Raw genomic sequence first — 20,650 nt, 5'->3', positions numbered from 1 at the left:
CCTGTTGAGGGCTCGGATGGGGGGCTCAGAGCGGGATGTTGCCGTGCCGCCGCTGCGGCAGCGGCGCGCGTTTGCCGTGCAGGGCGTTCAGGGCGCGGCAGATGTGGTCGCGGGTGTCGCGAGGGGCGATCACGGCGTCGACGTATCCGCGTTCGGCGGCGAGGTAGGGCGTGCCGTGGGTGCGCTCGTACGAGGCGACCAGGCGGGCGCGCAGCGCCTCGGGATCGTCGGCGGCGGCCAGCTCGCGCCGGTGCAGGACACCCACCGCCCCCTCGGCGCCCATGACGGCGATGCGGGCGGTGGGCCAGGCGAGGTTGATGTCGGCCCCGAGGTGCTTGGAACCCATCACCGCGTACCCGCCGCCGTACGCCTTGCGCACCACGACCGTGACCTTGGGAACGGTGGCCTCGGCATAGGCGTACAGCAGCTTGGCGCCGCGCCGGATGATGCCGCCGCGCTCCTGTCGTACGCCGGACAGATAGCCCGGGACGTCGGCGAAGGTCAGCAGCGGAATGCCGAACGCGTCGCAGAATCGTACGAAACGCGCGGCCTTCTCGGAGGCGTCGATGTCGAGGACCCCGGCGGCGTGCAGCGGCTGGTTGGCGACGACGCCGACCGACCGGCCCTCGACCCGCGCCAGGGCGCAGATGATGTTCGGCGCGAACAGCTCCTGCACCTCCAGCAGTTCACCGTCGTCGACCACCGCCCGCAGGATCTCCCGCATGTCGTAGGCCTGCCCGAGCCGGTCCGGGACGACGGAGTCGAGCAGGTCTGTTTCGGGGGCGTCGCCAGGCGCGTACTCCGGGGGCCGCTCCAGGTTGTTGGCCGGCAGATACGACAGCAGATCGCGTACGACGTCCAGGGCGTCCTCCTCGTCGGCCGCGAGGAAGTGCGCGTTGCCGTTGACGGCGTTACTGGTGCGGGCGCCGCCCAGTTCCTCGGCGGTGGCGCGCTCGCCGGTGACCGCCTCGATGACGTCGGGGCCGGTGACGAACATGTGCGAGGCGCCGTCGACCATCACGGTGAAGTCGGTGATGGAAGGTGAGTAGGCCGCCCCGCCCGCACACGGCCCCAGCACGACCGAGATCTGCGGAATCACGCCGGACGCCTGCACGTTGCGTCGCACCAGCTCGGCATAGAGGGCGAGCGAGGCGACGCCCTCCTGGATACGGGCGCCGCCGCCGTCGTTGAGCCCGACGACCGGGCAGCCGGTCTTCAGGGCGAGGTCCATGAGGGCGAGGGTCTTCTCGCCGAACGCCTCGCCCATGCTGCCGCCGAAGACCGCGGAGTCCTGGGCGAACACGCACACCCGGCGCCCGTCGACCGTGCCGTACCCGGTGACCACCCCGTCGCCGTAGGGCCGTCGGCCGCCGTCCCCGGTGGGCCGTGCCCGCACGAACAGGCCGGTCTCGCTGAAGGATCCCTTGTCCACCAGCCGCTCGATCCGCTCCCGGGCCCCGAACTCCTCGCGCCGCCTCGCCCCGCCCGGCACCAGGGCCTGCTGGTGGCGGCGGGCCAGGTCAGTGATGCGTTCCACGGTGCTCTGGGGCGCGTGCGCAACCACCTGCGCCGGACCGGATGTCGTCGCCTCTTGGGTCACAACCACCTCCGAAGTGGTTGTCGAATATGGCAGCGCGAGGGCGAATGTCTGAGCGAATCACTGTTGGCTGTGGGGGAGTTGAGTCCTCCGGAACGGAATTTCATCCCCGTGTGACAAGGGACTGTCTCCCGCAGCGTTTCCGGCTGCCGACCGCGGTCGCCCTGGGCGTTGTCGCGTCTGATTCATGGCGCAGGGTGTGTCGCGGTTGCGATGATCTGTAGTCATGGACATGCCTAGGTCGGCCGCGTGGTTCTGGGGGTTCGTATGCGCGGCGACACTGGTGGCACTAGTCGCCCTGGTGGCGTGGTTCTTACCGGGGTTGAAGCCCGGTGATGTCGACTTGGTCAGCGCGGCGATCGGCTTGGCGGGGCTTGCGATGGCGGGCTGGTCGGCGTGGATGTCCTGGCGGGCGCAGCGTCACCAGGAGGACGATCCGGTGGTCATGGCGGGTCGGCTGGCGCGGGTGGTGCTGCGAGTGGAGACCGGCGCGCGGGTGCAGTTGCTCGGCGGGGACGGCGTGGCGATCAACGTGCCTTTCGTGTTCCGTCCGGCTGCAGCACGTAACGCTGCTGGTGCTGCCGCGGAGGGACGATTGAGCGATGTGGTGAGCTACTACAAGCAGCTGCGGCCAGGACGCTTGGTGATCACCGGGGCGCCGGGGGCGGGCAAGACCGTGCTTGCCCTCGAACTCCTCCTCGCCCTGCTGGAGGAGCGCAAGCCTGAGGACCCGGTCCCGATACGGCTGCCTCTGGCCTCTTGGGACACCCTCTCCGTCACTCAACCCGGGGCTGGGTGGGACGAGGGTGCGAGGACCGTCCTTGATCCGGACAAGGCAGTGCAGCTGGTTCGGGCGTGGGTGTGCCGGCACCTGGTGAGCACCTATCGGCTCTCCCGAACCGGCGCCGCGGCGTTGATGGACGCGGGGCTCATCCTCCCCGTACTGGACGGGCTGGACGAGATGGACGCCGGGAACGACACGCCAGGATACGGCTCTCGAGCCCGGCAGGCGTTGGAGGTGCTCAACATCTACCAACGCGGTCGGGCGAAAGCGAGCCTGGTGCTCACCTGCCGCACCGGGCAGTACGAGGCGTTGGAAGCCTTGGAGGTCTGGGCCCAGGATGCCGCGCGAGTGGAGATCGGTCAGGTCAGTCCCGCCCAGGCCCGCCTGTTCATCGAGAGGCGCGTTGGGAGCTCGCCGCGCTGGCAGGGCGTGCTGGACACCCTCGACCGGACCCCGTCCTCGCCGCTGGCGCGGGCGTTGTCCACCCCGTGGCGGCTGACCGTGGCCGTGACCGTACATGAGCAGCGCGATCTCACCGGCGCTTACCTGCACTTGCCCCAAGACCTGCTCCGCCCCGCACTCCGTGGGGCGGCACCTACACCCCCGCTCAAGTCCGAGCCTGGATGGGAGCGCTGGCCGGTTATCTGAACACCAATGCCGCCACCAGCCGTACCGTGGCCGGCCGGACCCTGTCCAGCACCGATCTGGTCCTGTACGAACTGTGGCCTTTGGCAGGCAGTCGTCCCCGCATCGTCCACGGCGCCCTCTACGCGGTGCTGCCCCTGGGGGTTGCCGCCCTGTCCCTGTGGGCGGACGGCGCCACCTTCTTGCCGGCCCTGTGCATCGTATTGGCCCTTGCCGTAGTTGGGGCGTCATGGACACTTCCGTGGCCAGAGCCTTCGTGGGCTGCCCGGGTATGGCTGCAAACCCCTCAGGATCAGCGTCCCGGGCTCTGGCCTGGCGGCTGCGCAGGTTCCTGGAGTGGGCAACCGATGCCGGCCTGCTTCGACGTGTCGGCATCGCCTACCAGTTCCGCCACCTGGAACTGCAGGACTGGCTCGCCGACGCCTCACACCAACCCTGAGGCTGCCGTCTCCGGCTTGGTCCGCCGTCCGGATCACCCTGACGCCCTGAGGGAGAACGAGGCCCCCAGGGCTCGGGCCGCTCGAGCGCCCGGGAACGCGTCAGGCGTTGCTACGCGTCACCCGGCTGACTCGGCCACATCGACCTCACCTCGCCGGCGCGCTGATCTCCCTCTTGAGGATCTTGCCGCTGGGGCCGGTCGGGAGTGCGTCCACGAGCCACACCTCGCGCGGGTACTTGTACGCCGCCACCCGCTCCTTGACGAACAGTTGGAGCTCGTCGGGCGTGGCCTGCGCGTTCGGGCGCAGCACCACCGCGGCCGCGATCTCCTCGCCCAGATGCGCGTCGGCCACGCCCACCACCGCGGCCAGCGCGACGGCCGGGTGCTCGTGGAGCACCTCCTCGATCTCGCGCGGGTAGACGTTGTAGCCACCGCGGATGATCATGTCCTTCTTGCGGTCGACGATGTACAGGTAGCCGTCCTCGTCCTGCCGCGCGAGGTCGCCGCTGCGCAGCCAGCCGTCCGGGATGGTGGCCGCCGTCTCCTCCGGGCGCTTCCAGTACCCCTTCATCACGTTCGGCCCGCGCACGGCCAGTTCACCGATCTCGCCGGGAGCCACGTCCTGGCCCTTGTCGTCGAGGAGCCGCACCTCCACGTCCTTGATCGGGGTGCCGATGGAGCCGGCCTTGCGCGGCCGGTCGGGGTGGTTGAACGTGACCACCGGACTGGTCTCGGACATGCCGAAGCCCTCCAGCACCACGCAGCCGAAGCGACGCTCGAAGCCGTGCAGGATCTCCACCGGCAGCGAGGCCCCGCCGGAGACGCACATCCGCAGCGTGGACACGTCGGCGTCCGACGGATGCTGGAGCAGCGCCGCGTACATGGTCGGTACGCCCTCGAAGACCGTTGCCCGGTCGCGGGCGATGGCCTCCAGCACGGTCTGCGGGTCGAAGCGGGGGATCAGGATGAGCGAGGCACCGGCGCGGACGGTCACGCTCATCGTGCAGATCTGCCCGAAGATGTGGAAGAGCGGCAGGCAGCCCACGACCACGTCATCCGCCGTCATCCGCTGCACATGCACCGCGTTGACCTCGGTGTTGTGCCGCAGCCCGGTGTGAGTGAGAGTGGCGCCCTTGGGGCGGCCGGTGGTGCCCGAGGTGTACAGCAGCACGGCCACGTCCTCGCTGTCCGGCTCGCTCACCTCCGGCAGCGGCTCGTGACCGGCCAGCATGCCCGCGAAGGCAGCAGGCTCGACGGCCATGTGCCGTACTCCGGCGGCGGCCGCGCCCTGCGCGCCCTCGCCCGGCGCCTGGTGCCAATCGAAGAGCAGCTCCGCGCCCGAGTCGCGCAGGTGGTAGTCGGTCTCCCGGGCCTTCAGCAGCGGGTTCATCGGCACGACGACCGCTCCGGCGCGCAGCACGCCGTAGTACAGGACGACGAACTCGGGAACGTTGGGCAGCATCAGAGCGACCCGGTCTCCGGGCCGTACGCCCTCGGCCCGCAACAGCGCGGCGGCGCGGGCGCTGCGCTCGTCGAGTTCCGCGTAGCTGGTGACCTGGCCTCCCAGTCGCAGCGCGGGGCGTTCCGGCTGTCGCCGTGCCGTCTCCACCAGGAACTGAGCCAGATTGGCCATGACCGCCTCCACGAAAGTCGCCGTCGAAATCCGCTGTTCACGTTGACGACATCGTGCAGATGTCCGCGGCGACGGCCTATGTGCGGTGTGACAGCGTCTGCCCTCCGGGATTGTTCCCGAGAACAAAACATGGGCGTTACGCTGCGGGAATGAACCTCACAGGGGTGGTCTCGGCGCTTCATGCGAGGCTGCCGGAACTGGGCGAGCGGATGGCGCAGCGCATCCGCTCGGACGTCGACGCCTACAAGGACGAGTCACTGATCCCCTTCGACTCGCTGCGCCGCTCGTGCACCGCCAACGCGGACCTGCTCCTGAAGCAGCTCGGCCGCGCGGGCGCGAAGGACCCGAGCCCGGCCCGGGAGACCGGCCAGCTCCGCGCCGAGCAGGGCGTGCCGCTGGCGGACACCCTGCACGCGTACCGGATCGGTTTCGAACTCCTGTGGACGGACATCCTCGCCGAGGCACGCACCCATCCCGAGGTCACCGACGCCCAACTGGTCTCCCAGTCCGCGGAGATCTGGGCCCTGTTCGGCCGCTACGCGGAGGCGGTGGCGGCGGCCTACCGGGAGACGACCGCCGAGCTGACCTCGCGGCGTCAGGCGCGCCGCTCGGCACTGGTGGAGGCGCTGTTCACCGGCGTCATCGCCGACCGCACGCTGTGGGAGGCCGCCCGCGAGCTGGGTCTGCCCGACCGTGGGCCGTACGTGGTCGTCGCGGCGGCGGCCGACGCTCCCGGCGAGGAGCCGCTGGCGGGGACGGAAGCGGCGCTGCGTCAGGCCCAGGTCCACTTCGCCTGGCGGCTGCTGCCCGACCAGCAGATCGGTCTGGCCGCCCTGCCCACGGCGACGGCGGAGAACACCTGCCTGCGCATCCTGCGTCGCGCGGGCGCCCGCGTAGGCGTCAGCCCGTGCTTCCACTCGCTGCGGGACACCCCCCAGGCTCTGCGCTTCGCCCGACTGGCTCTGGCCGGCCTCCAGGGCACCGGCCCCGGCGTCGCGCGGTTCGACGACAACCCGCTGGCCATGGTCGTCGCCGCCGCTCCGGCCGAGGCGGCGCACCTCGTGGAGGTGGTCCTCCAGCCCCTGCTCGATCTCCCGGTCGCGGAGCGCTCCCGTCTCCTGGAGACCCTGGAGCACTGGTACGCCGCTGCCGGCTCCGCCACGGACGCGGCGCGGAGTCTGTTCGTCCACCCCAACACCGTCCGCTACCGGCTGCGCCGCGTCGAGGAAGTGACGGGCCGCTCCCTGTCCGATCCGCGAGCGGCGGCGGACATCGGCGCGGCGCTCCTGGCGGTCGGCCGGGCGGGCGCGTCATTCAGTGACGTCCAGTGACGGCATTCAGTGAGCCTTTGCAGGGTTGCTTTTGCGGGGTCTACGAGCGCGCGGTCAGAACCAGTGCAGGCAGTGCGGAGGGCGGTCGGTGCGGAAGAGGGCGTCGGCGAGGGTGGCCGCGCCCGGGTGGTGGGCCCGGATGTGTCCGGCGCGTACGAGCGTGCTGGGGGCGGTGCCGCCGAGGTAGACCGAGCCCAGGTCGCGGACGTCCAGGGACAGGTCGGGCTCCCGGTCCGTCGGGACGCAGTCGGCCTTGCCGTCCCGGACGATCAGCAGGTAGCGGCCGTGCTCGCCGAGGAACGGGTCGTCGACGTCGAGGACGAGCTCGCAGTCCGTGAACCAGCCGCGCGCGGTCAGCGCACGCGGGACGTCCAGCAGCCGCACCCAGAGCCAGTCCTTGTCGCCGCTCGCCTGGCCGGCGCGGAAGTCCGCGAGCTGCCAGCGCAGCGGGTGCCCGGGCGGGACGTGGGTGAACACGATCTGAGAGACCAGGTCGTGGCCGAGTACGAACCGGGCCAGGGCCGTGAAGACGGCGTCGTCGGTGGCGATGGTCTCGTCGACAGTCAGGGTGCCGGACTCGATCGAGTAGCTGGCGTACCCGTCCGGGACGCCGTCTGCGGCCCGGTGAACGGCGATGTAGCGCGGCGCCGGTGAGATCGGGGGCTGCCCCGCGCGCAAGGCCCACCAGCGGTGCGGCCGGGACAGCGCGCCGGGCTGGGCGCGGCGATACCGGTCGTAGACCTCTTCCAGGATCTCGCCGCACTCGGCACGACGCAGCACCTCGACCGAGCCGTTGTCCGAGCCGGTCGCTGGTGTGTCGGCCACTGCGCGCGCCCGGGGGAGGGCGAGGGCCGCCTCGTGGCGCGGCACGGTCAGCTGCTGTGTGTAGGTCGCCGGTCCGTAGCCGAACCTGCCGTAGATCGTGGCCTGAGAGGCCAGCAGCACGGAGAGGAACTCCCCCTGGGCCCGCAGCACGGTGAGCTGATGCCGCATCATGGCGCTGAGCACCCCCTGGCGCCGGTGCGAGGGCACGACGCCGACGGCGGTCACCCCGGGGGCCGGGACGAGGGTCTCACCGGGCAGGGTTAGCTCGAAGGAGTGCGTGGCGGCGGTGCCGACGGGTCGCGCGTCCGCCGTCAGGGCGAGCAGGCAGCGGTCCATTTCGAGCGCCGACCACCAGAGCCCGCCGCCCTCGATCGGGGTTTCCGGGAAGCGCCCGAAGGCGGCATGGACTGTGTCGACGAAGACGTCGAGATCCTTGTCGGTCGTGGGACGGATCTCCACCGCTGCTGCCTCCTCGGGACACCGGCACCACGACTCGTGGTGTCTGGCCACAGTGCAGCGTCGACCCGCGGCCCGGTCAAACGAATTACGGCCGTGCCCACGGCCGGTCACAGCACAACCCGGTCCCAGCCCGGCCCCGGGGGGAGTTGCGGTAGTCGGACGCGGACCAGGTCGGAGAAGAGCGCGCCCCAACCGCCGCCGATCAGGAGGTCGCTGCCGGCCGCGCGGCGATCGCCCCCTGGCCGGACTGGACCCTGAGGTCGGGTGCTTCGAGCCACGCGACGGTGTTGCGGGCGATGTGGGTCAGTTCATGCATCGGCCTGCCTCCCCGGCTGCGCCCGCGTGAGCCCCGTCTCACCTGGGCGGCGCCACTTGGCTATGCAACGAGTTGCATATAAAGATCGGGGTATGGCGCTCGAGCACGCGATCCTCGTCTCCCTGCTGGAGAAGCCGGGCTCCGGCTATGAGCTGGCCCGGCGGTTCGAACGGTCCATCGGATACTTCTGGACCGCCACGCACCAGCAGATCTACCGCGTTCTCAAGCGCATGGAGAGCGATGGCCTGCTCGCCGTGCGCGGGCTGCCGCAGCAGAGCCGGCCGGACAAGAAGGAGTACTCCGTCGTAGGGCCCGGCCGTGCCGCTCTCTCGCAGTGGCTGCACGAACCCATCGAACCCGAGAGCGTGCGGCACGACCTCGCCGTGAAGATCCGCGGCGCGGCCTTCGACGACCCGTCCGTGCTGATCCGTGAGGTCGAACGGCACCGCCAGGTGCACAGCGACCGGCTCGCGCACTATCTCGCCGGGGAGCTGCGCGACTTCACCGGCCCGGCGGCGCCCACCCCGCTCGACGCCGGTCAGGAGCTGCAGCATGTAGTGCTGCGCGGCGGCATCGCGTACGAGCGAATGACGATCGCCTGGCTCGACGACGTGCTCGCCACCCTCCGCCGGCTCGGCACGTCACACCCCCATGCCTGAACGGCCGGCCACCGCCGCCCGCGCTCCGCGACCTTCAGTCCTCACCACCTGCACCATCCGCGCCACCTGCACCACCCGCACCCTCCACCCTCAACTCTCGGAAGGCGGACCTCCATGGCCGACCCCCTCCTCTTCAACCCGCGCACGTACGACCCGGCGCAGTTCGACCCGGAGACCCGCAGGTTGCTGCGTGCCACCGTCGACTGGTTCGAGGACCGCGGCAAGCGCAGGCTCATCGAGGACTACCGTTCCCGCGCCTGGCTGGCCGATTTCCTCGCGTTCGCGGCCAAGGAGGGGCTGTTCGCCGCGTTCCTCACCCCGGCGTCCGCCGCCGGACACAAGGACCAGCGCTGGGACACGGCCCGGATCGCCGCCCTCAACGAGATCTTCGGGTTCTACGGCCTCGATTACTGGTACGCATGGCAGGTGACCATCCTCGGTCTCGGACCGGTCTGGCAGAGCGACAACACCGCAGCTCGCACCCGCGCGGCGGAACTCCTCGCCCAGGGCGAGGTGTTCGCCTTCGGCCTCTCCGAGAAGACCCACGGGGCCGACATCTACTCCACCGACATGCTGCTGACGCCGGACGGCAACGGCGGCTTCAGCGCGACGGGCTCCAAGTACTACATCGGCAACGGCAATGCCGCCGGACTCGTCTCGGTCTTCGGCCGACGCACCGACATCGAGGGACCGGACGGCTACGTCTTCTTCGCCGCCGACAGCCGCCACCCGGCCTATGACCTGGTGAAGAACGTCGTCGATTCGTCGAAGTACGTCAGCGAGTTCCGCCTTGAGGACTACCCCGTGGGCCCGGACGACGTCCTGCACACGGGCCGCGCCGCCTTCGACGCCGCCCTCAACACCGTCAACGTCGGCAAGTTCAATCTCTGCACCGCCTCGATCGGCATCTGTGAGCACGCGATGTACGAGGCGATCACCCACGCGCACAACCGCATCCTGTACGGCCGCCCCGTCACAGCCTTCCCGCACGTGCGCCGCGAGTTGGCCGACGCGTACGTACGCCTCGTCGGCATGAAGTTGTTCAGCGACCGCGCCGTCGACTACTTCCGCTCCGCCTCGCCGGACGACCGCCGCTACCTGCTCTTCAACCCGATGACGAAGATGAAGGTGACCACGGAGGGCGAGAAGGTCATCGACCTGATGTGGGACGTGATCGCCGCCAAGGGCTTCGAGAAGGACACCTACTTCGCCCAGGCCGCCGTCGAGATCCGGGGGCTGCCCAAGCTCGAGGGCACGGTGCACGTCAACCTGGCTCTGATCCTCAAGTTCATGCGCAACCACCTCCTGAACCCGGCCGAGTTCGCGCCCGTGCCGACCCGCCTCGACGCGGCTGACGACACATTCCTGTTCGAGCAGGGACCGGCCCGTGGCCTTGGCTCCGTGCGCTTCCACGACTGGCGCCCCGCCTACGACGCATACGCCGGTGTGCCGAACGTCGCCCGCTTCCGGGAACAGGCCGATGCCCTGTGCGAGTTCGTCGCCACCGCGGCGCCCGACGAGGAGCAGAGCCGCGACCTCGATCTCCTTCTCGCCGTCGGCCAGCTGTTCGCGCTGGTGGTGCACGGCCAGCTGATCCTGGAGCAGGCCCGCCTCATGGGCCTTGACGAGGACGTGCTCGACGAACTGTTCTCCGTCCTCGTCCGCGACTTCTCCGCGTTCGCCGTCGAGCTGCATGGCAAGGATTCCGCCACTGCGGATCAGCAGCGCTGGGCGCTCGGTGCCGTCCGGCGTCCCGTCGTCGACGAAGCGCGTTCGGGGCGGGTCTGGGAGCGCGTCGAGGCACTGTCCGGGGCGTACGAGATGGCGCCGTGACAGCGAGCGCGCCCAGGGGACTCGTCGACACCTGACGGTCAGGGGCCCCCGGGAGCAGTAACGCCCGTATCACCCGACTTCGTCACGTACTCGCCGTAACCGTGGCCACGGTTACGGCGAGTGCCGTCGGGGTCACGCGGTCAGTCCCCTGCCCGGCAGAGGTCCGGTGCGTGTTCCCGAAGTCTGCACGCCCTCGTACAGCGAGGGCTGGAGCTCGGCGAGGGGAACGAAGTAGTCGGCATCCTTTGGCCGATGGGCCCCCGGGCGCGGGCGCGGGGCCGGCTCGAGGTGGGGGATGTGCTTTGAGCAGTGCACATACGCCTCCTCCACCGTGATGTGCACCCAGAATTCGGGCCTGCGTCCAGGAGCGGTTTCCACCGGAAGGTGAGGGTAGGCCCGCCGCTGCTCCTCGTCCCGGTGGAGCCGAGCTGCGCCATTGACGTGCAGGCCGATGTGGTCATGGGTGAAGTCGACGAAGAGCAGGCCGATATGCGGGTTCTCGGTGATGTTTCCCGCGCTGGCGAGGACCCCGTTACCGCGGTACTCGGGGTAGGTGAGGGTGCCGTCGTCCAGCACGGTGACGAAGCCCGGGGGACCGGCACGGAATGTGACGTCGCAGGCTCCACCGGCGTCCGACGTGGACAGGAACGCCATGGTCTGCCGCCCTATGAAGTCCGCCATCTGCGGGGTGAGACGGGACTGCACCTGGCGGTCGTAGAAGGCGGCGGCCTGGTCGGCCGTGCCGAGAACGTGCTGCAGGCGGCGCTCGCCGACGGAGCCGGTGGACTCGTGGGTGTGGTTCACGGAACGCGCTGCCTTCCTGTGGCCTTCAGCTGGGCGTGGGGCGCGACCGCACTCTAACGCTGTATCGAGCACGGTGTCGTGATCCGTACAGACGAGCGACTCGCGACCCCTTCGCCGACCTGAGCGTGAACGTGTACGTGTACGTCACGTACTCGCCGTAACCGTGGCCGAGATCAGCTGGATGAACCGCCGGATGCAGGCCCGCATGTCCGGTGCTGTGGTGGGAGCACCGGGCGACCCGGCCCTCCCACCCGATTTCGCATGATCAGGCGGTGGGTGCCAGTGCGATCAGGACTGACTGGAGGTCGTAGTTACTGCCACTCGGGGCCTGCAGGTAGGCGCCGCCGTACTTCGTGACCGCCGTCGGAGACTTCAGCGTGCCGCTGTACAGCGACATGTCCGAACCGTTCGCGCTGCCCGGGTCATTGTCATGCGACGGTGGAGTCGGCGTGCTGGTCGGCACGTCCGAGCCGGTCGCCGCGTCCATCAGGACCGGCTGGGCGTCGGTCTGGGCGTAGACGATGCCGTGGAACGCCGCGGTGACCGTCGGGACGACCCGGCTCGCCGACTTGTCGGTGTATCCCCAGGTCTTCTTGCCGGTGGTGTCGTCGAAGCCGAAGATCTCCTTGCCGCCGTACGCGCCGGACGTGCAGACCACAGCCTTGGCCTGATCACCCCAGCAGGTGAAGCTGCTCACCTGCTCGTCCACGACCTGTGACTTGGTCTGTACGACGGAACCGCTGGCGATGTCGACCGAGTACAGGGCGTTGTTGTACTTGTCGTTGCCCTCGTACGAGTTGGAGGCGAGGTAGGCGCGCTTGGAGCCGCTGCCTGCCGGGTTGAGATAGTCCTGCTTGGTCGGGGTCTGCTTGGTGATCTTGCCGGTCGTACCATCGGCGATCACGATCGTGCCGTCGGCCGCGCCCTCCTGGTTTCTGCCCTTTGCTCCGGCGACGACACCGTTCAGTACGCCCGCTGGGGTGACGAACGGGATGACGGTCGACTTCTGGGTCTTCGGGTCGGCATAGACCGTGAACGCCTCGCCGCCCTTTTTGGCGGCCTCCTGGCCGTCGGCTCCGACACCGACGACGATCTGCCCGGTGGCGGCGTCGTACGCCTGGCTCACCACGGTGTCTCCGCCTCGGCCCGCGCCGAGGGTCGGGGTGAGGTCGGCGGTGACTTCGGCAACCTTCTTGCCGTCGGTCGCATTGAGCCACTGGAACACCACCTGGCCTTTGGCCTTCTGGGTGCCGTTGCCCTTGTCGTTCTGAACATAAGCGATCGCTACGACGTCCTTGCCGTCCACCTGGACGCCCATCGGTGCGGTCACGTCCAGCGTCTCGGTGGTGGACGCCGCAGCGGACGGGACGGTCCACGGCTGGCCGTGCGCGGCGATGTTGCGGCCCGTGACACCGGTGAGTCCCGCGATCAGAGAGGTCTGGCCCACCATGCCGGCCTGGAGCGTGTACTCATTGTCCTTGGCCGTGCGCTCGACCCCGAACGCCGACATCGCGACGAATGCCTTGGGCGGGTCGAAGGAGGCGACTGTCGGCGCCGACGGCGCGGTGGCTGTGCTGCTGCCGTCGCTCTCGGATTTCGAGTTGGACTTGTCGTCGTTGCCGCTGCAACCTGCCAGCAGAACGACGGCGGTGGCGATGCTGAGAACGGCCATCGGACGCTGCATCGTTGGTTACTCCCCCCGTTGACCCGGTAATGATCGGCTCGAACGCTAGCAGTTTGAGGTGACCGGGCTGCTCGCCGCATCGGCAACGGTCGTTGCTGCCGGGGGGGCTCGCCCTCTGGTCACGGCCCTCATTGCCGCCATCACGTTGCTCGTCACCGGATTCAGACAGCTATTCACTCCCTCAGAACGTTGGGAACTCGCGGCCAGCGGATGGCTAGCCCGGCGACGGGCCATCGATCGGTACCTCCTGCTCCCTGAAGACAAGCGAGAGGCCGCGAGATCGCAGCTACAGGCCCGAATCGAAGAGGCATCAGTCGCCTGAGCGAGGTGCGGGGGCGTAAGGCTCGATCTCTCGCCATGGCGGCGGTCCTCCGAGCTGTCGGTCGATGGACTGCTGGGTGCCGTCGAGGGAACGACGGGCCGTGTTGACGAAGGCGAGCTGTCCGGATGCGAGTTCTGCCATGATCCGCTGGAGGTCGTCGCGGTTCTTCGGGTCGCGGTCGGCGACCAGGAGCGCGAAGCGGCCGATCGCATCGGCCAGGTCGCCGGCTGCGTTCGCGACGTCGCGGGTGGCGACCAGGCTGAGTGAGGTCAAGGCGGCGTTGAACGGCGGCCAGTTGGCGTTGTTGGGCCGGTCGTCGAGGTATGCCTCACGCAGCTCGATCTCGACGGCGGTGAACTCCCGGAGAAAGGCTCCGTAGGCTGCTGTTTGGGTGTCGCGCAGCCATTGCTGGTTCTGGCTGCGGCGGCCGACGAAGCCGCCCACCACGATGCCGAGGATGGTTGCGACGGCACCGACGCTCGTGGACGCCAGAGCATCCCAGGGGGCGGCCAAATCGGATTCCTCCTTCAGCACGGTGGCTGTGATCCGTGGTCAGCGTGGCAAACGACTGGTCCATGCGACGCTGTTCTTCTCCTCGCGTTCGGTCAGGCCCTGGAAGAGCAGTTCGGCGCCGCGGCGGTCGAGTTCCATGGAGCCGAGTTCGTCGATGCAGAGCAGGTCGCCCCGGCCGTAGCGGGCGATGGTCTGGGTCAGCTGCTTGTCGTCCGCCGCCTCGATGAGTTCGTTGACGAGTTTGGCGGCCAGCACGTAGCGGACGCCGAAGCCGGCCATGGCCGCCTCGGGGCGCCGCCGCCCTGCGGCCGCACTAAGCCAAGTCCAGGTCGGTGTACACCAGATGGTGATCCGAGTACGGGGTGGGATGCACACGGTGCTTGAGCGGGGCGATGCCTCGCAGGAAGACGTAGTCGAACTTGCTCTGCCAGTCGGTCGTCGGCTTGCAGGTGCCGGTGGACGAGGGACGGCACTGGGAGTCTGTATCCGCGGCCAGTGCCCATATCCCGGTGAGTTCGGGGGCGTCCGGCACGGCGTTGAAGTCGCCGAGAACGATCGCACGGTCGTGCCGGGCGACCTCTCTGGCGAGTACGCCGGTCTGGCCTGCTCTGACCGCCTCTTGATGCCGGTGGGCGAGGTGTGTGTTGAAGACCCGGACAGGCTGGCCGCCCACCATGGTGGTGACTGCCATGTAGCCACGGTCTTCGGATCCGCCGTCGGGATATTCCACGTTGACACGGTCTGTCATCGGTGCCGCTGAGAGGACTGCCTGGCCGTAGGCCCCCGGACTCCACGGCGCTCCCCCGCAGCGGCCCCAACTCTCAAGAACCGTCCCGTACTCGACGTGGTAAGCCAGCCCGTGCAGGTTCTCCAGATACTCCCGGATCCTCTCGACGTCACGCACGCACGCTTCTTGCATGCCGATGACCTGGGGCGCATACCTGGCGATCTCCGCCGCCCGGTCAAGGTTGCCTACTTCGCAGGGGTTGCAGATGTTCCACGTCATGACCCGGTTCGGTACGACATCCCTGACGGCGTCGACGGGCAGTGACCTGCCGAAGGGCGCACCACTTGGTGCACTGCGGCCGATGAGCACCATGCAGGCCACGATCACGGCGCCCCCGAGTAACCGCGTGCCCCTTCCGAACACCATCGCCTCCTCAGAGTGGATACATATGGCATCTGACGTCTCTATGCATGAGGTTATGCGACGGGGCTGTCAGCAACACATGCACTGTGCCGGATCTCATTGCGCTCGGACGAAGCCGCCGCATCGAACAAATCGCCCGTCGGAGGCTCCACGAGCGTGCCCACGCACACGACCCGGGACCCAACAATGGATGCGGCGCTGCGGACATGCTTTACACCGTGTTGCCGGCCGCCCGTGCGGTTCCCACCGCACGGGCGTGATCCTCGCGTGGAGGTCAGGGCAGTACGACGATCTTCCGTCCCTGGCCGGCTGCGAACCGGTCCAGTGCCTGCGGGTACTCCGTCAGCGGCAGCCGGTGGCTGATGAACACCTGTGGATCGAGCACCCCGGTGGCGAACAGTTCCGCGGCGCGCTCGTAGCTGTGCAGGACGGCCATGGAGCCGGTGATGGTGATCTCCTGGTTGTAGATGCGGTACGGCGAGATGGTGGCCGTCGTGGCGTAGTCGGAGACTCCGAACTGCAGGAACGTGCCGGCTTTGGCGACCCGGTCCAGGCCGTCCTGGATGGCGGCGGCGTTGCCGGTCGCGTCGATCACCACGTCCCAGCCGGCCGGCCGCCCCAACTCGTCGGCGGAGAGGGCTGCTTGGGAGCAGCCCAGCTTCTCGGCCGTCGTCAGCCGTTCCGGGTTGACGTCGACGACATCGACCGAGGCGGCGCCGGTGCGCTTGGCCAGCTCCAGCATCATCAGGCCCATCGTCCCGCTGCCGTAGATGAGGACGTGGGAGCCGAGTCTGCTGTTGAGGACGTCGTAGCCGCGCACGGCGCAGGACAGCGGTTCGATCAGGGCGGCGTCCTGGACGTCCACGTGGTCCGGCAGCCGTACGCAGTTGGCGACGGGCGCCACGGCGTACTCGGCGGCGCCACCGGCCACGGTCACGCCGATCGCCCGCCACCGGTCGCAGAGGTTGTTGCGGCCGGCCCGGCAGTAGCGGCACTCGTTGCAGTAGAGGGAGGGGTCGACGGCGACGCGGTCGCCGATGGCGAGTTCGGTGACCTCGCTGCCGAGGCCCACCACCTCCCCGGCGAACTCGTGGCCCGGCACCACCGGCAGGGTCGGTGCGAACTCGCCCTGCAGGATGTGCAGATCGGTCCCGCACAGCCCGCAGGCCGCCACGTCGACCACGACCTCGCGCGGCCCGGGAGTGGGGTCGGGCACCGTGGTGACGGTGACATTGCCGGGGGCTTCGATGACAGCGGCTTTCACTTGACTGCTCCTAGGGACAGGCCGCGGACCAGTTTGTCCTGGGCGGCGAAGCCGGCGATGAGGACCGGCAGGGAGACCAGCGTGGCGGCGGCGCAGAGCCGGGCGAGGAAGAGGCCTTCGCTGGTGATGAAGCCGACGAGGAAGACCGGCGCCGTCGAGGCGTTGGTCGCGGTGAGGTTGACGGCGAACATGAACTCGTTCCAGCTGAAGATGAAGCAGATCAGCGAGGTGGCGGCGAGTCCGGGCATGGCGACCGGCGCGACCACCCGCCACAGCACGGTCAGCAGGCCCGCGCCGTCGACTTCGGCGGCCTCCAGGATCTCCTTGGGCACCTCGGCGAGGAACGAGCGCATCATCCACACCGCGATCGGCAGGTTCATGGCGGTGTAGAGGATGATCAACGTCCACACGTTGTCCAGCATCCCGGCGTCCTTGACGATCAGGTACACGGGCAGCAGTGCCGCGATGGCCGGCAGGAACTTCGTGGACAGGAAGAAGAACATCACGTCGGTCCACTTCTTGACCGGCTTGATGGACAGCGCGTAGGCCGCCGGCACCGCCAGGGCGAGCACCAGCACCGTCGAAATCACGCTCGCCATGGCCGAGTTGAGGAGGAACGGGGTGATGTCCCGGCTGAACAGCAGCTTGTACTGATCGAAGGTGACGGGGGCGAAGGGGGTCGGCGGATTGGTCGCCGCGTCCGCCTCCTGGTGGAAGGAGGTGAGCACCATCCACGCCACCGGCGCGAAGAACGCCAGGGTGGCGAGCCAGGCGACGAACGTCCACAGCGGCGACAGCCGGGGCGCACCGCCTTGGTCGTCGTGGCGCCGGAGGAGCTTCTTGAGCCTCGCGCCGGGAGCGGCGACTGCTGTGTGAGCGGTCATCGGGATACCTCCTCGCGGAACAGCGACGCGATGGTGCGCAGCGCGAAGGTCGCGATCACGATCGAGCCGAGGACGACGACCACACCGGCGGCGGCTGCCTGGCCGTACTCGTACTTGCGGAACATGGTCAGGTAGATCTCGTACGGCAGGTTGGTCGTCTGCGAGCCCGGCCCGCCCTGGGTGATGGTGTAGACCGCGTCGAAGGTCTGCACGACGTAGATCGTGCCGAGCAGGACGCCCAGCTCGATGTACTGGCGCAGGTGCGGCAGGGTGATGAAGCGGAAGGTCGCCAGGGCCGACGCCCCGTCCATGCGGGCAGCCTCCAGAACGTCACCGGGCTGTGCCTGCAGACCGGCCAGCAGGATCAGCATCATGAACGGCGTCCACTGCCAGACCAGCGACACTACGACCGCGGGCATGGGGTAGGAGGACACCCAGTCGATCGTGGGGCCGTTGTCCGCGCCGAAGAAGCGGTATACGGCGTTCAGGGTGCCGTTGAGCAGGCCGTAGTCGGGGTTGTAGATGGCGTGCTTCCACAGCAGCGCCGCGGCGACAGGCATGACGAGGAACGGCGCGATGAGCATCGTCCGCGCCAGACCACGGCCGATGAACCGGCGGTCGAGCAGCATCGCCAGGCCGAGGCCGAGGACCACGCTGATGAGCACCACCGAGGCGGTGAGTACGACGGTGTTGAGCACCGCCGTGCGCAGCCGCTCGTCGGTGAAGACGAACGTGAAGTTGGACAGACCGACGAAGTGCCGTTCGCCCGGCCTGAGGATGTTCCACTGGAAGGTGGAGATGACGAGCGTTGCCACGAAGGGCAGTTGAGTGACGACGATGGTGAAGACCAGCGCCGGCAGCAGCGGGATGCGGCGGCGCCACTTGCCGGCGCCGGTGGACGCGCGTCGGTGACTGGGCGGTGATGCTGTCTTGGGTTCAGCGGTGAGCGTGGTCATGGACTTTCCTCTGCCGGTGACGGCGGGGGTGGGGGAGGGGTGCCCGGCCGGGGGGAGGCCGGCCGGGCGGTTCGGGAGGGTCACTGGTAGTTCTTGGCGACGTCCTCGGCGAGCTTCTGGCCGTCGTTCAGTGCCTTGTCCACGCTGGTCTTGCCGGCGATGGCGGCGGAGATCTCCTGGGTGACCTTGGTGCCGAGGTCCTGGAACTCGGGGATGGCCACGTACTGGACGCCCACGGTCGGCCGGGGCTGGACGCCCGGGTTGGCCGGGTCGGCTCCCTCGATGGACTTCAGGGTGATGTCACCGAACGAGGCGGCGGCCTTCTTGTACTCCGGGATCTCGTACGTGCTGGCCCGCTTGCCGGCCGGGACGCGCGACCAACCGAGCTTCTCGCCGACCAGTTGCTCGTACTTCTTGCTCGAGGCCCACAGCATGAACTTCGAGGCGGCGTCGGCCTTCTTCGTGGTCTTGGGCATCGCCCACGCCCAACTCCACAGCCAGCCGCTGCTCTTGGTCTGCACGGTCGGCGCGTAGGCGTAGCCGACATGGCCGGCGACCTTGCTGGCGTTGGCATCCTCCAGCGACCCGGCCGCGCTGGTCGCGTCGTACCACATGGCGACCTTCTTCTGGCTCATCGCGTTCAGGCACTCGGTGAAGCCGGCTTGCGCCGCTCCCGCCTCCCCGTGTTCCCGGACCAGATCGACGTAGAAGTTCGTCGCCTTCTTGAACTCCGGGCTGCTGACCTGGGCCTTCCAGTCCTTGGTGAACCAGGTGCCGCCGAAGGTGTTGACCACGGTCGACAGTGACGCCCCGAGCTCACCCCAGCCGGCCAGACCGCGCAGACAGATGCCCCGCATCCCCGGCTCCGCACCGTCGACCTTGGCCGCGATGTCGGCTATCTGCTGCCAGGTCGGGCGCTCGGGCACCGTGATGCCCTTCGCCTTCATGACGTCCTTGTTGTACATGAGGAAGGACGACTCGCCGTAGAACGGCAGGGCGTAGAGCTTGCCGTCCGAGCCGGACAGCGACGTGACCATCGGCTTGAGCAGGTCGGCCTTGTCGAAGCTCGCGTCCTTGTCGGCGTAGGAGCTCAGTTCGTGCAGCCAGCCGTTCTTCTCCCAGATGGGGACCTCGTAGGCGCCGATGGTGGCCACGTCGTACTGGCCGGCCTGGGTGGCGACGTCCTGGGTGACCTTGTCGCGCAGCTCGTTCTCGGGAAGGATCGTGAAGTTCACCTTGATACCGGTGTCCTTGGTGAAGCTGTCCTTGGTGAGCTTCGCGATGTCCTCCATCTGCGGGTTGCCGACCATCAGCACATTGATGCTCTCGCCCCCGCCGCCGGAACTCGTGGAGCCGCCCGCCCCGCTACAGGCGACCAGCAGCGAGCTCGCCGCCGTGGCGGTGACAAGGACTTGGGTCATTCTTCGTGTGCGCATGACTGACTCCAGGGAAGGTTTCGAGGGCGTGGGGAACCAGGCCCCCGTGCTTGCGGGGGTTTTGGGATACGGGGATGAACTGCGGCTCAGACCCGGATGACTTCGGGGCCCAGCAGTGAGTAGCGGTGTGCTTCGGAGGCGGGCAGCCCGGCATCGGTGACGATCGCCTCGAATTCCGCGACGTCCGCGAAGCGGCAGAAGCTGACGGCACCGAATTTCGTATGGACTCCGGAAAAGACCCGACGCCTGGCGGCCTTGAGCACCTGAGCCTTGACCTCACTGACGGCGGGATCGGGGGTGGTGAGCCCATACTCGCGGGAGATGCCGTTCGCGCCGACGTACGCCAGGTCGATGACAAAGCCGGACAGCATGCGGGTGGCCCAGTGGTCGACCGTGGCCAGTGTTCCGCCGCGCACCCGGCCGCCGAGCAGCAGCACGGCGATGTTCTGGGCGGAAGCCAGGTCACCTGCGGTGGCCAGCGAGGAGGTGACCACGGTCAGTGGCCGGTCGCGGGGGAGGGCGCCGGCGATGAGCTGCGGGGTGTAGCCCTCGTCGATGAAGACGGTCTCGGCGTCCCCGAGCAGCTCGGCCGCGGCGGCCGCGATCCGGGACTTCTCGGGGACGTGCATGGTGGTGCGGAAGGCGAGCGTGGTCTCGAAACCCGCGCTCTCCACGGGATGGGCACCGCCGTGCGTACGCCGCACCAGCCCGTGCCTCTCCAGCAGGTTCAGATCGCGCCTCACGGTCTCCTTGGAGACCCCGAGGTCGTCGGCAAGCTCCCCGACGTCCACGGATCCGGAACGGCGCGCCGTTTCCAGGATTCCGCGTCTTCGTTCCTCGGCATCCACGGCGACACCTCCGATTTGCGGCTCTGCGCGTTGTGCCCGCGCCGACTGTTTCCCGGAGCCCGGCCCGTTCGGGCTTCGGTGGCCAAATTTCTACAAGGGGATTGCCCGTACTGACCAGGTTCGTCGTAGAGCAGTTCACGACCGAATGTGCCCGGTTTCCGGAGTGCGGATCCCTTGGTCGATGCGGTGAAGGGGTCAGCGAAGTGGGAGCCTGCTGCCCGCTCGTCGGCTGAAATGTGACCGTTCACTGCCCGTTTTTGCGGATGCA

The 20,650-nt window shown here is 68.7% G+C and carries 16 protein-coding genes and 1 pseudogene; 4 read left to right on the top strand and 13 right to left on the bottom strand.

Translation table 11 applies throughout. From position 1 onward, the window contains the following. Nucleotides 1–25: 25 nt before the first annotated feature. The gene (locus tag EHO50_RS12140; RefSeq protein WP_425472157.1) at nucleotides 26–1,600 is read right to left on the bottom strand and encodes an acyl-CoA carboxylase subunit beta; all 1,575 of its coding nucleotides are present in this window, start codon (nucleotides 1,598–1,600) and stop codon (nucleotides 26–28) included. Nucleotides 1,601–1,829: 229 nt separating this feature from the next. Here EHO50_RS12140 and EHO50_RS12135 point away from each other — a divergent pair, with 229 nt between their 5' ends. Then, entirely contained in the window at nucleotides 1,830–3,029 is a 1,200-nt protein-coding gene (locus EHO50_RS12135; protein WP_246101116.1) for an NACHT domain-containing protein, read from the top strand. A 581-nt stretch (nucleotides 3,030–3,610) separates the two neighbouring features. Here the strand turns inward: EHO50_RS12135 and EHO50_RS12130 are convergent. Next, entirely contained in the window at nucleotides 3,611–5,098 is a 1,488-nt protein-coding gene (locus tag EHO50_RS12130) for a long-chain-fatty-acid--CoA ligase (protein ID WP_128429906.1), read from the bottom strand. Between the two features lie 164 nt (nucleotides 5,099–5,262). On the opposite strand from EHO50_RS12130, the gene EHO50_RS12125 reads away from it, so the two are divergent. Beyond that, complete coding sequence (locus EHO50_RS12125) at nucleotides 5,263–6,429, top strand: PucR family transcriptional regulator (RefSeq protein WP_128430667.1); 1,167 nt, start codon at nucleotides 5,263–5,265, stop codon at nucleotides 6,427–6,429. A 54-nt stretch (nucleotides 6,430–6,483) separates the two neighbouring features. On the opposite strand, the gene EHO50_RS12120 is transcribed toward EHO50_RS12125, so the two are convergent. Continuing rightward, nucleotides 6,484–7,713 (bottom strand): GNAT family N-acetyltransferase, encoded by a 1,230-nt coding sequence (locus tag EHO50_RS12120; RefSeq protein ID WP_128429905.1) that lies wholly within the window; start codon nucleotides 7,711–7,713, stop codon nucleotides 6,484–6,486. A 408-nt stretch (nucleotides 7,714–8,121) separates the two neighbouring features. Here EHO50_RS12120 and EHO50_RS12115 point away from each other — a divergent pair, with 408 nt between their 5' ends. Then, a complete protein-coding gene (locus EHO50_RS12115; RefSeq protein ID WP_128429904.1) occupies nucleotides 8,122–8,688 on the top strand; it encodes a PadR family transcriptional regulator in 567 nt (188 codons plus the stop codon). Between the two features lie 114 nt (nucleotides 8,689–8,802). Further along, a complete protein-coding gene (locus EHO50_RS12110; RefSeq protein WP_128429903.1) occupies nucleotides 8,803–10,521 on the top strand; it encodes an acyl-CoA dehydrogenase family protein in 1,719 nt (572 codons plus the stop codon). Nucleotides 10,522–10,653: 132 nt separating this feature from the next. Here the strand turns inward: EHO50_RS12110 and EHO50_RS12105 are convergent, their stop codons facing one another. The 10 genes and pseudogenes from EHO50_RS12105 to EHO50_RS12060 form a co-directional block, all read right to left on the bottom strand. Beyond that, complete coding sequence (locus EHO50_RS12105) at nucleotides 10,654–11,325, bottom strand: pyridoxamine 5'-phosphate oxidase family protein (protein ID WP_128429902.1); 672 nt, start codon at nucleotides 11,323–11,325, stop codon at nucleotides 10,654–10,656. Nucleotides 11,326–11,590: 265 nt separating this feature from the next. Further along, complete coding sequence (locus tag EHO50_RS12100; RefSeq protein ID WP_128429901.1) at nucleotides 11,591–13,009, bottom strand: hypothetical protein; 1,419 nt, start codon at nucleotides 13,007–13,009, stop codon at nucleotides 11,591–11,593. Nucleotides 13,010–13,319: 310 nt separating this feature from the next. Then, nucleotides 13,320–13,844, bottom strand: a complete 525-nt coding sequence (locus EHO50_RS12095) for a hypothetical protein (protein ID WP_128429900.1) — start codon at nucleotides 13,842–13,844, stop codon at nucleotides 13,320–13,322. A 54-nt stretch (nucleotides 13,845–13,898) separates the two neighbouring features. Further along, a pseudogene (locus EHO50_RS12090) lies at nucleotides 13,899–14,132 on the bottom strand (ATP-binding protein); the annotation flags it as partial. A gap of 25 nt (nucleotides 14,133–14,157) precedes the next feature. Then, the gene (locus tag EHO50_RS12085; RefSeq protein WP_128429899.1) at nucleotides 14,158–14,997 is read right to left on the bottom strand and encodes an endonuclease/exonuclease/phosphatase family protein; all 840 of its coding nucleotides are present in this window, start codon (nucleotides 14,995–14,997) and stop codon (nucleotides 14,158–14,160) included. A 271-nt stretch (nucleotides 14,998–15,268) separates the two neighbouring features. After that, entirely contained in the window at nucleotides 15,269–16,258 is a 990-nt protein-coding gene (locus tag EHO50_RS12080; RefSeq protein ID WP_128429898.1) for a zinc-dependent alcohol dehydrogenase family protein, read from the bottom strand. After that, the gene (locus EHO50_RS12075; protein WP_128429897.1) at nucleotides 16,255–17,142 is read right to left on the bottom strand and encodes a carbohydrate ABC transporter permease; all 888 of its coding nucleotides are present in this window, start codon (nucleotides 17,140–17,142) and stop codon (nucleotides 16,255–16,257) included. Before EHO50_RS12075 ends, EHO50_RS12080 begins: the two co-directional genes overlap by 4 nt. Further along, on the bottom strand, nucleotides 17,139–18,098 hold the full coding sequence (locus EHO50_RS12070; RefSeq protein ID WP_128429896.1) for a carbohydrate ABC transporter permease: 960 nt from the start codon (nucleotides 18,096–18,098) through the stop codon (nucleotides 17,139–17,141). Before EHO50_RS12070 ends, EHO50_RS12075 begins: the two co-directional genes overlap by 4 nt. 80 nt (nucleotides 18,099–18,178) lie before the next feature. After that, a complete protein-coding gene (locus EHO50_RS12065) occupies nucleotides 18,179–19,534 on the bottom strand; it encodes an ABC transporter substrate-binding protein (protein WP_128429895.1) in 1,356 nt (451 codons plus the stop codon). Between the two features lie 86 nt (nucleotides 19,535–19,620). Next, nucleotides 19,621–20,382 (bottom strand): DeoR/GlpR family DNA-binding transcription regulator, encoded by a 762-nt coding sequence (locus EHO50_RS12060; protein ID WP_128429894.1) that lies wholly within the window; start codon nucleotides 20,380–20,382, stop codon nucleotides 19,621–19,623. Between the last annotated feature and the right edge of the window lie 268 nt (nucleotides 20,383–20,650).

It is taken from the genome of Streptomyces cyaneus (assembly GCF_004028635.1).
Classification (GTDB): Bacteria; Actinomycetota; Actinomycetes; order Streptomycetales; family Streptomycetaceae; genus Streptomyces; species Streptomyces cyaneus.
This window is presented reverse-complemented; position numbering and strand designations above follow the sequence as displayed.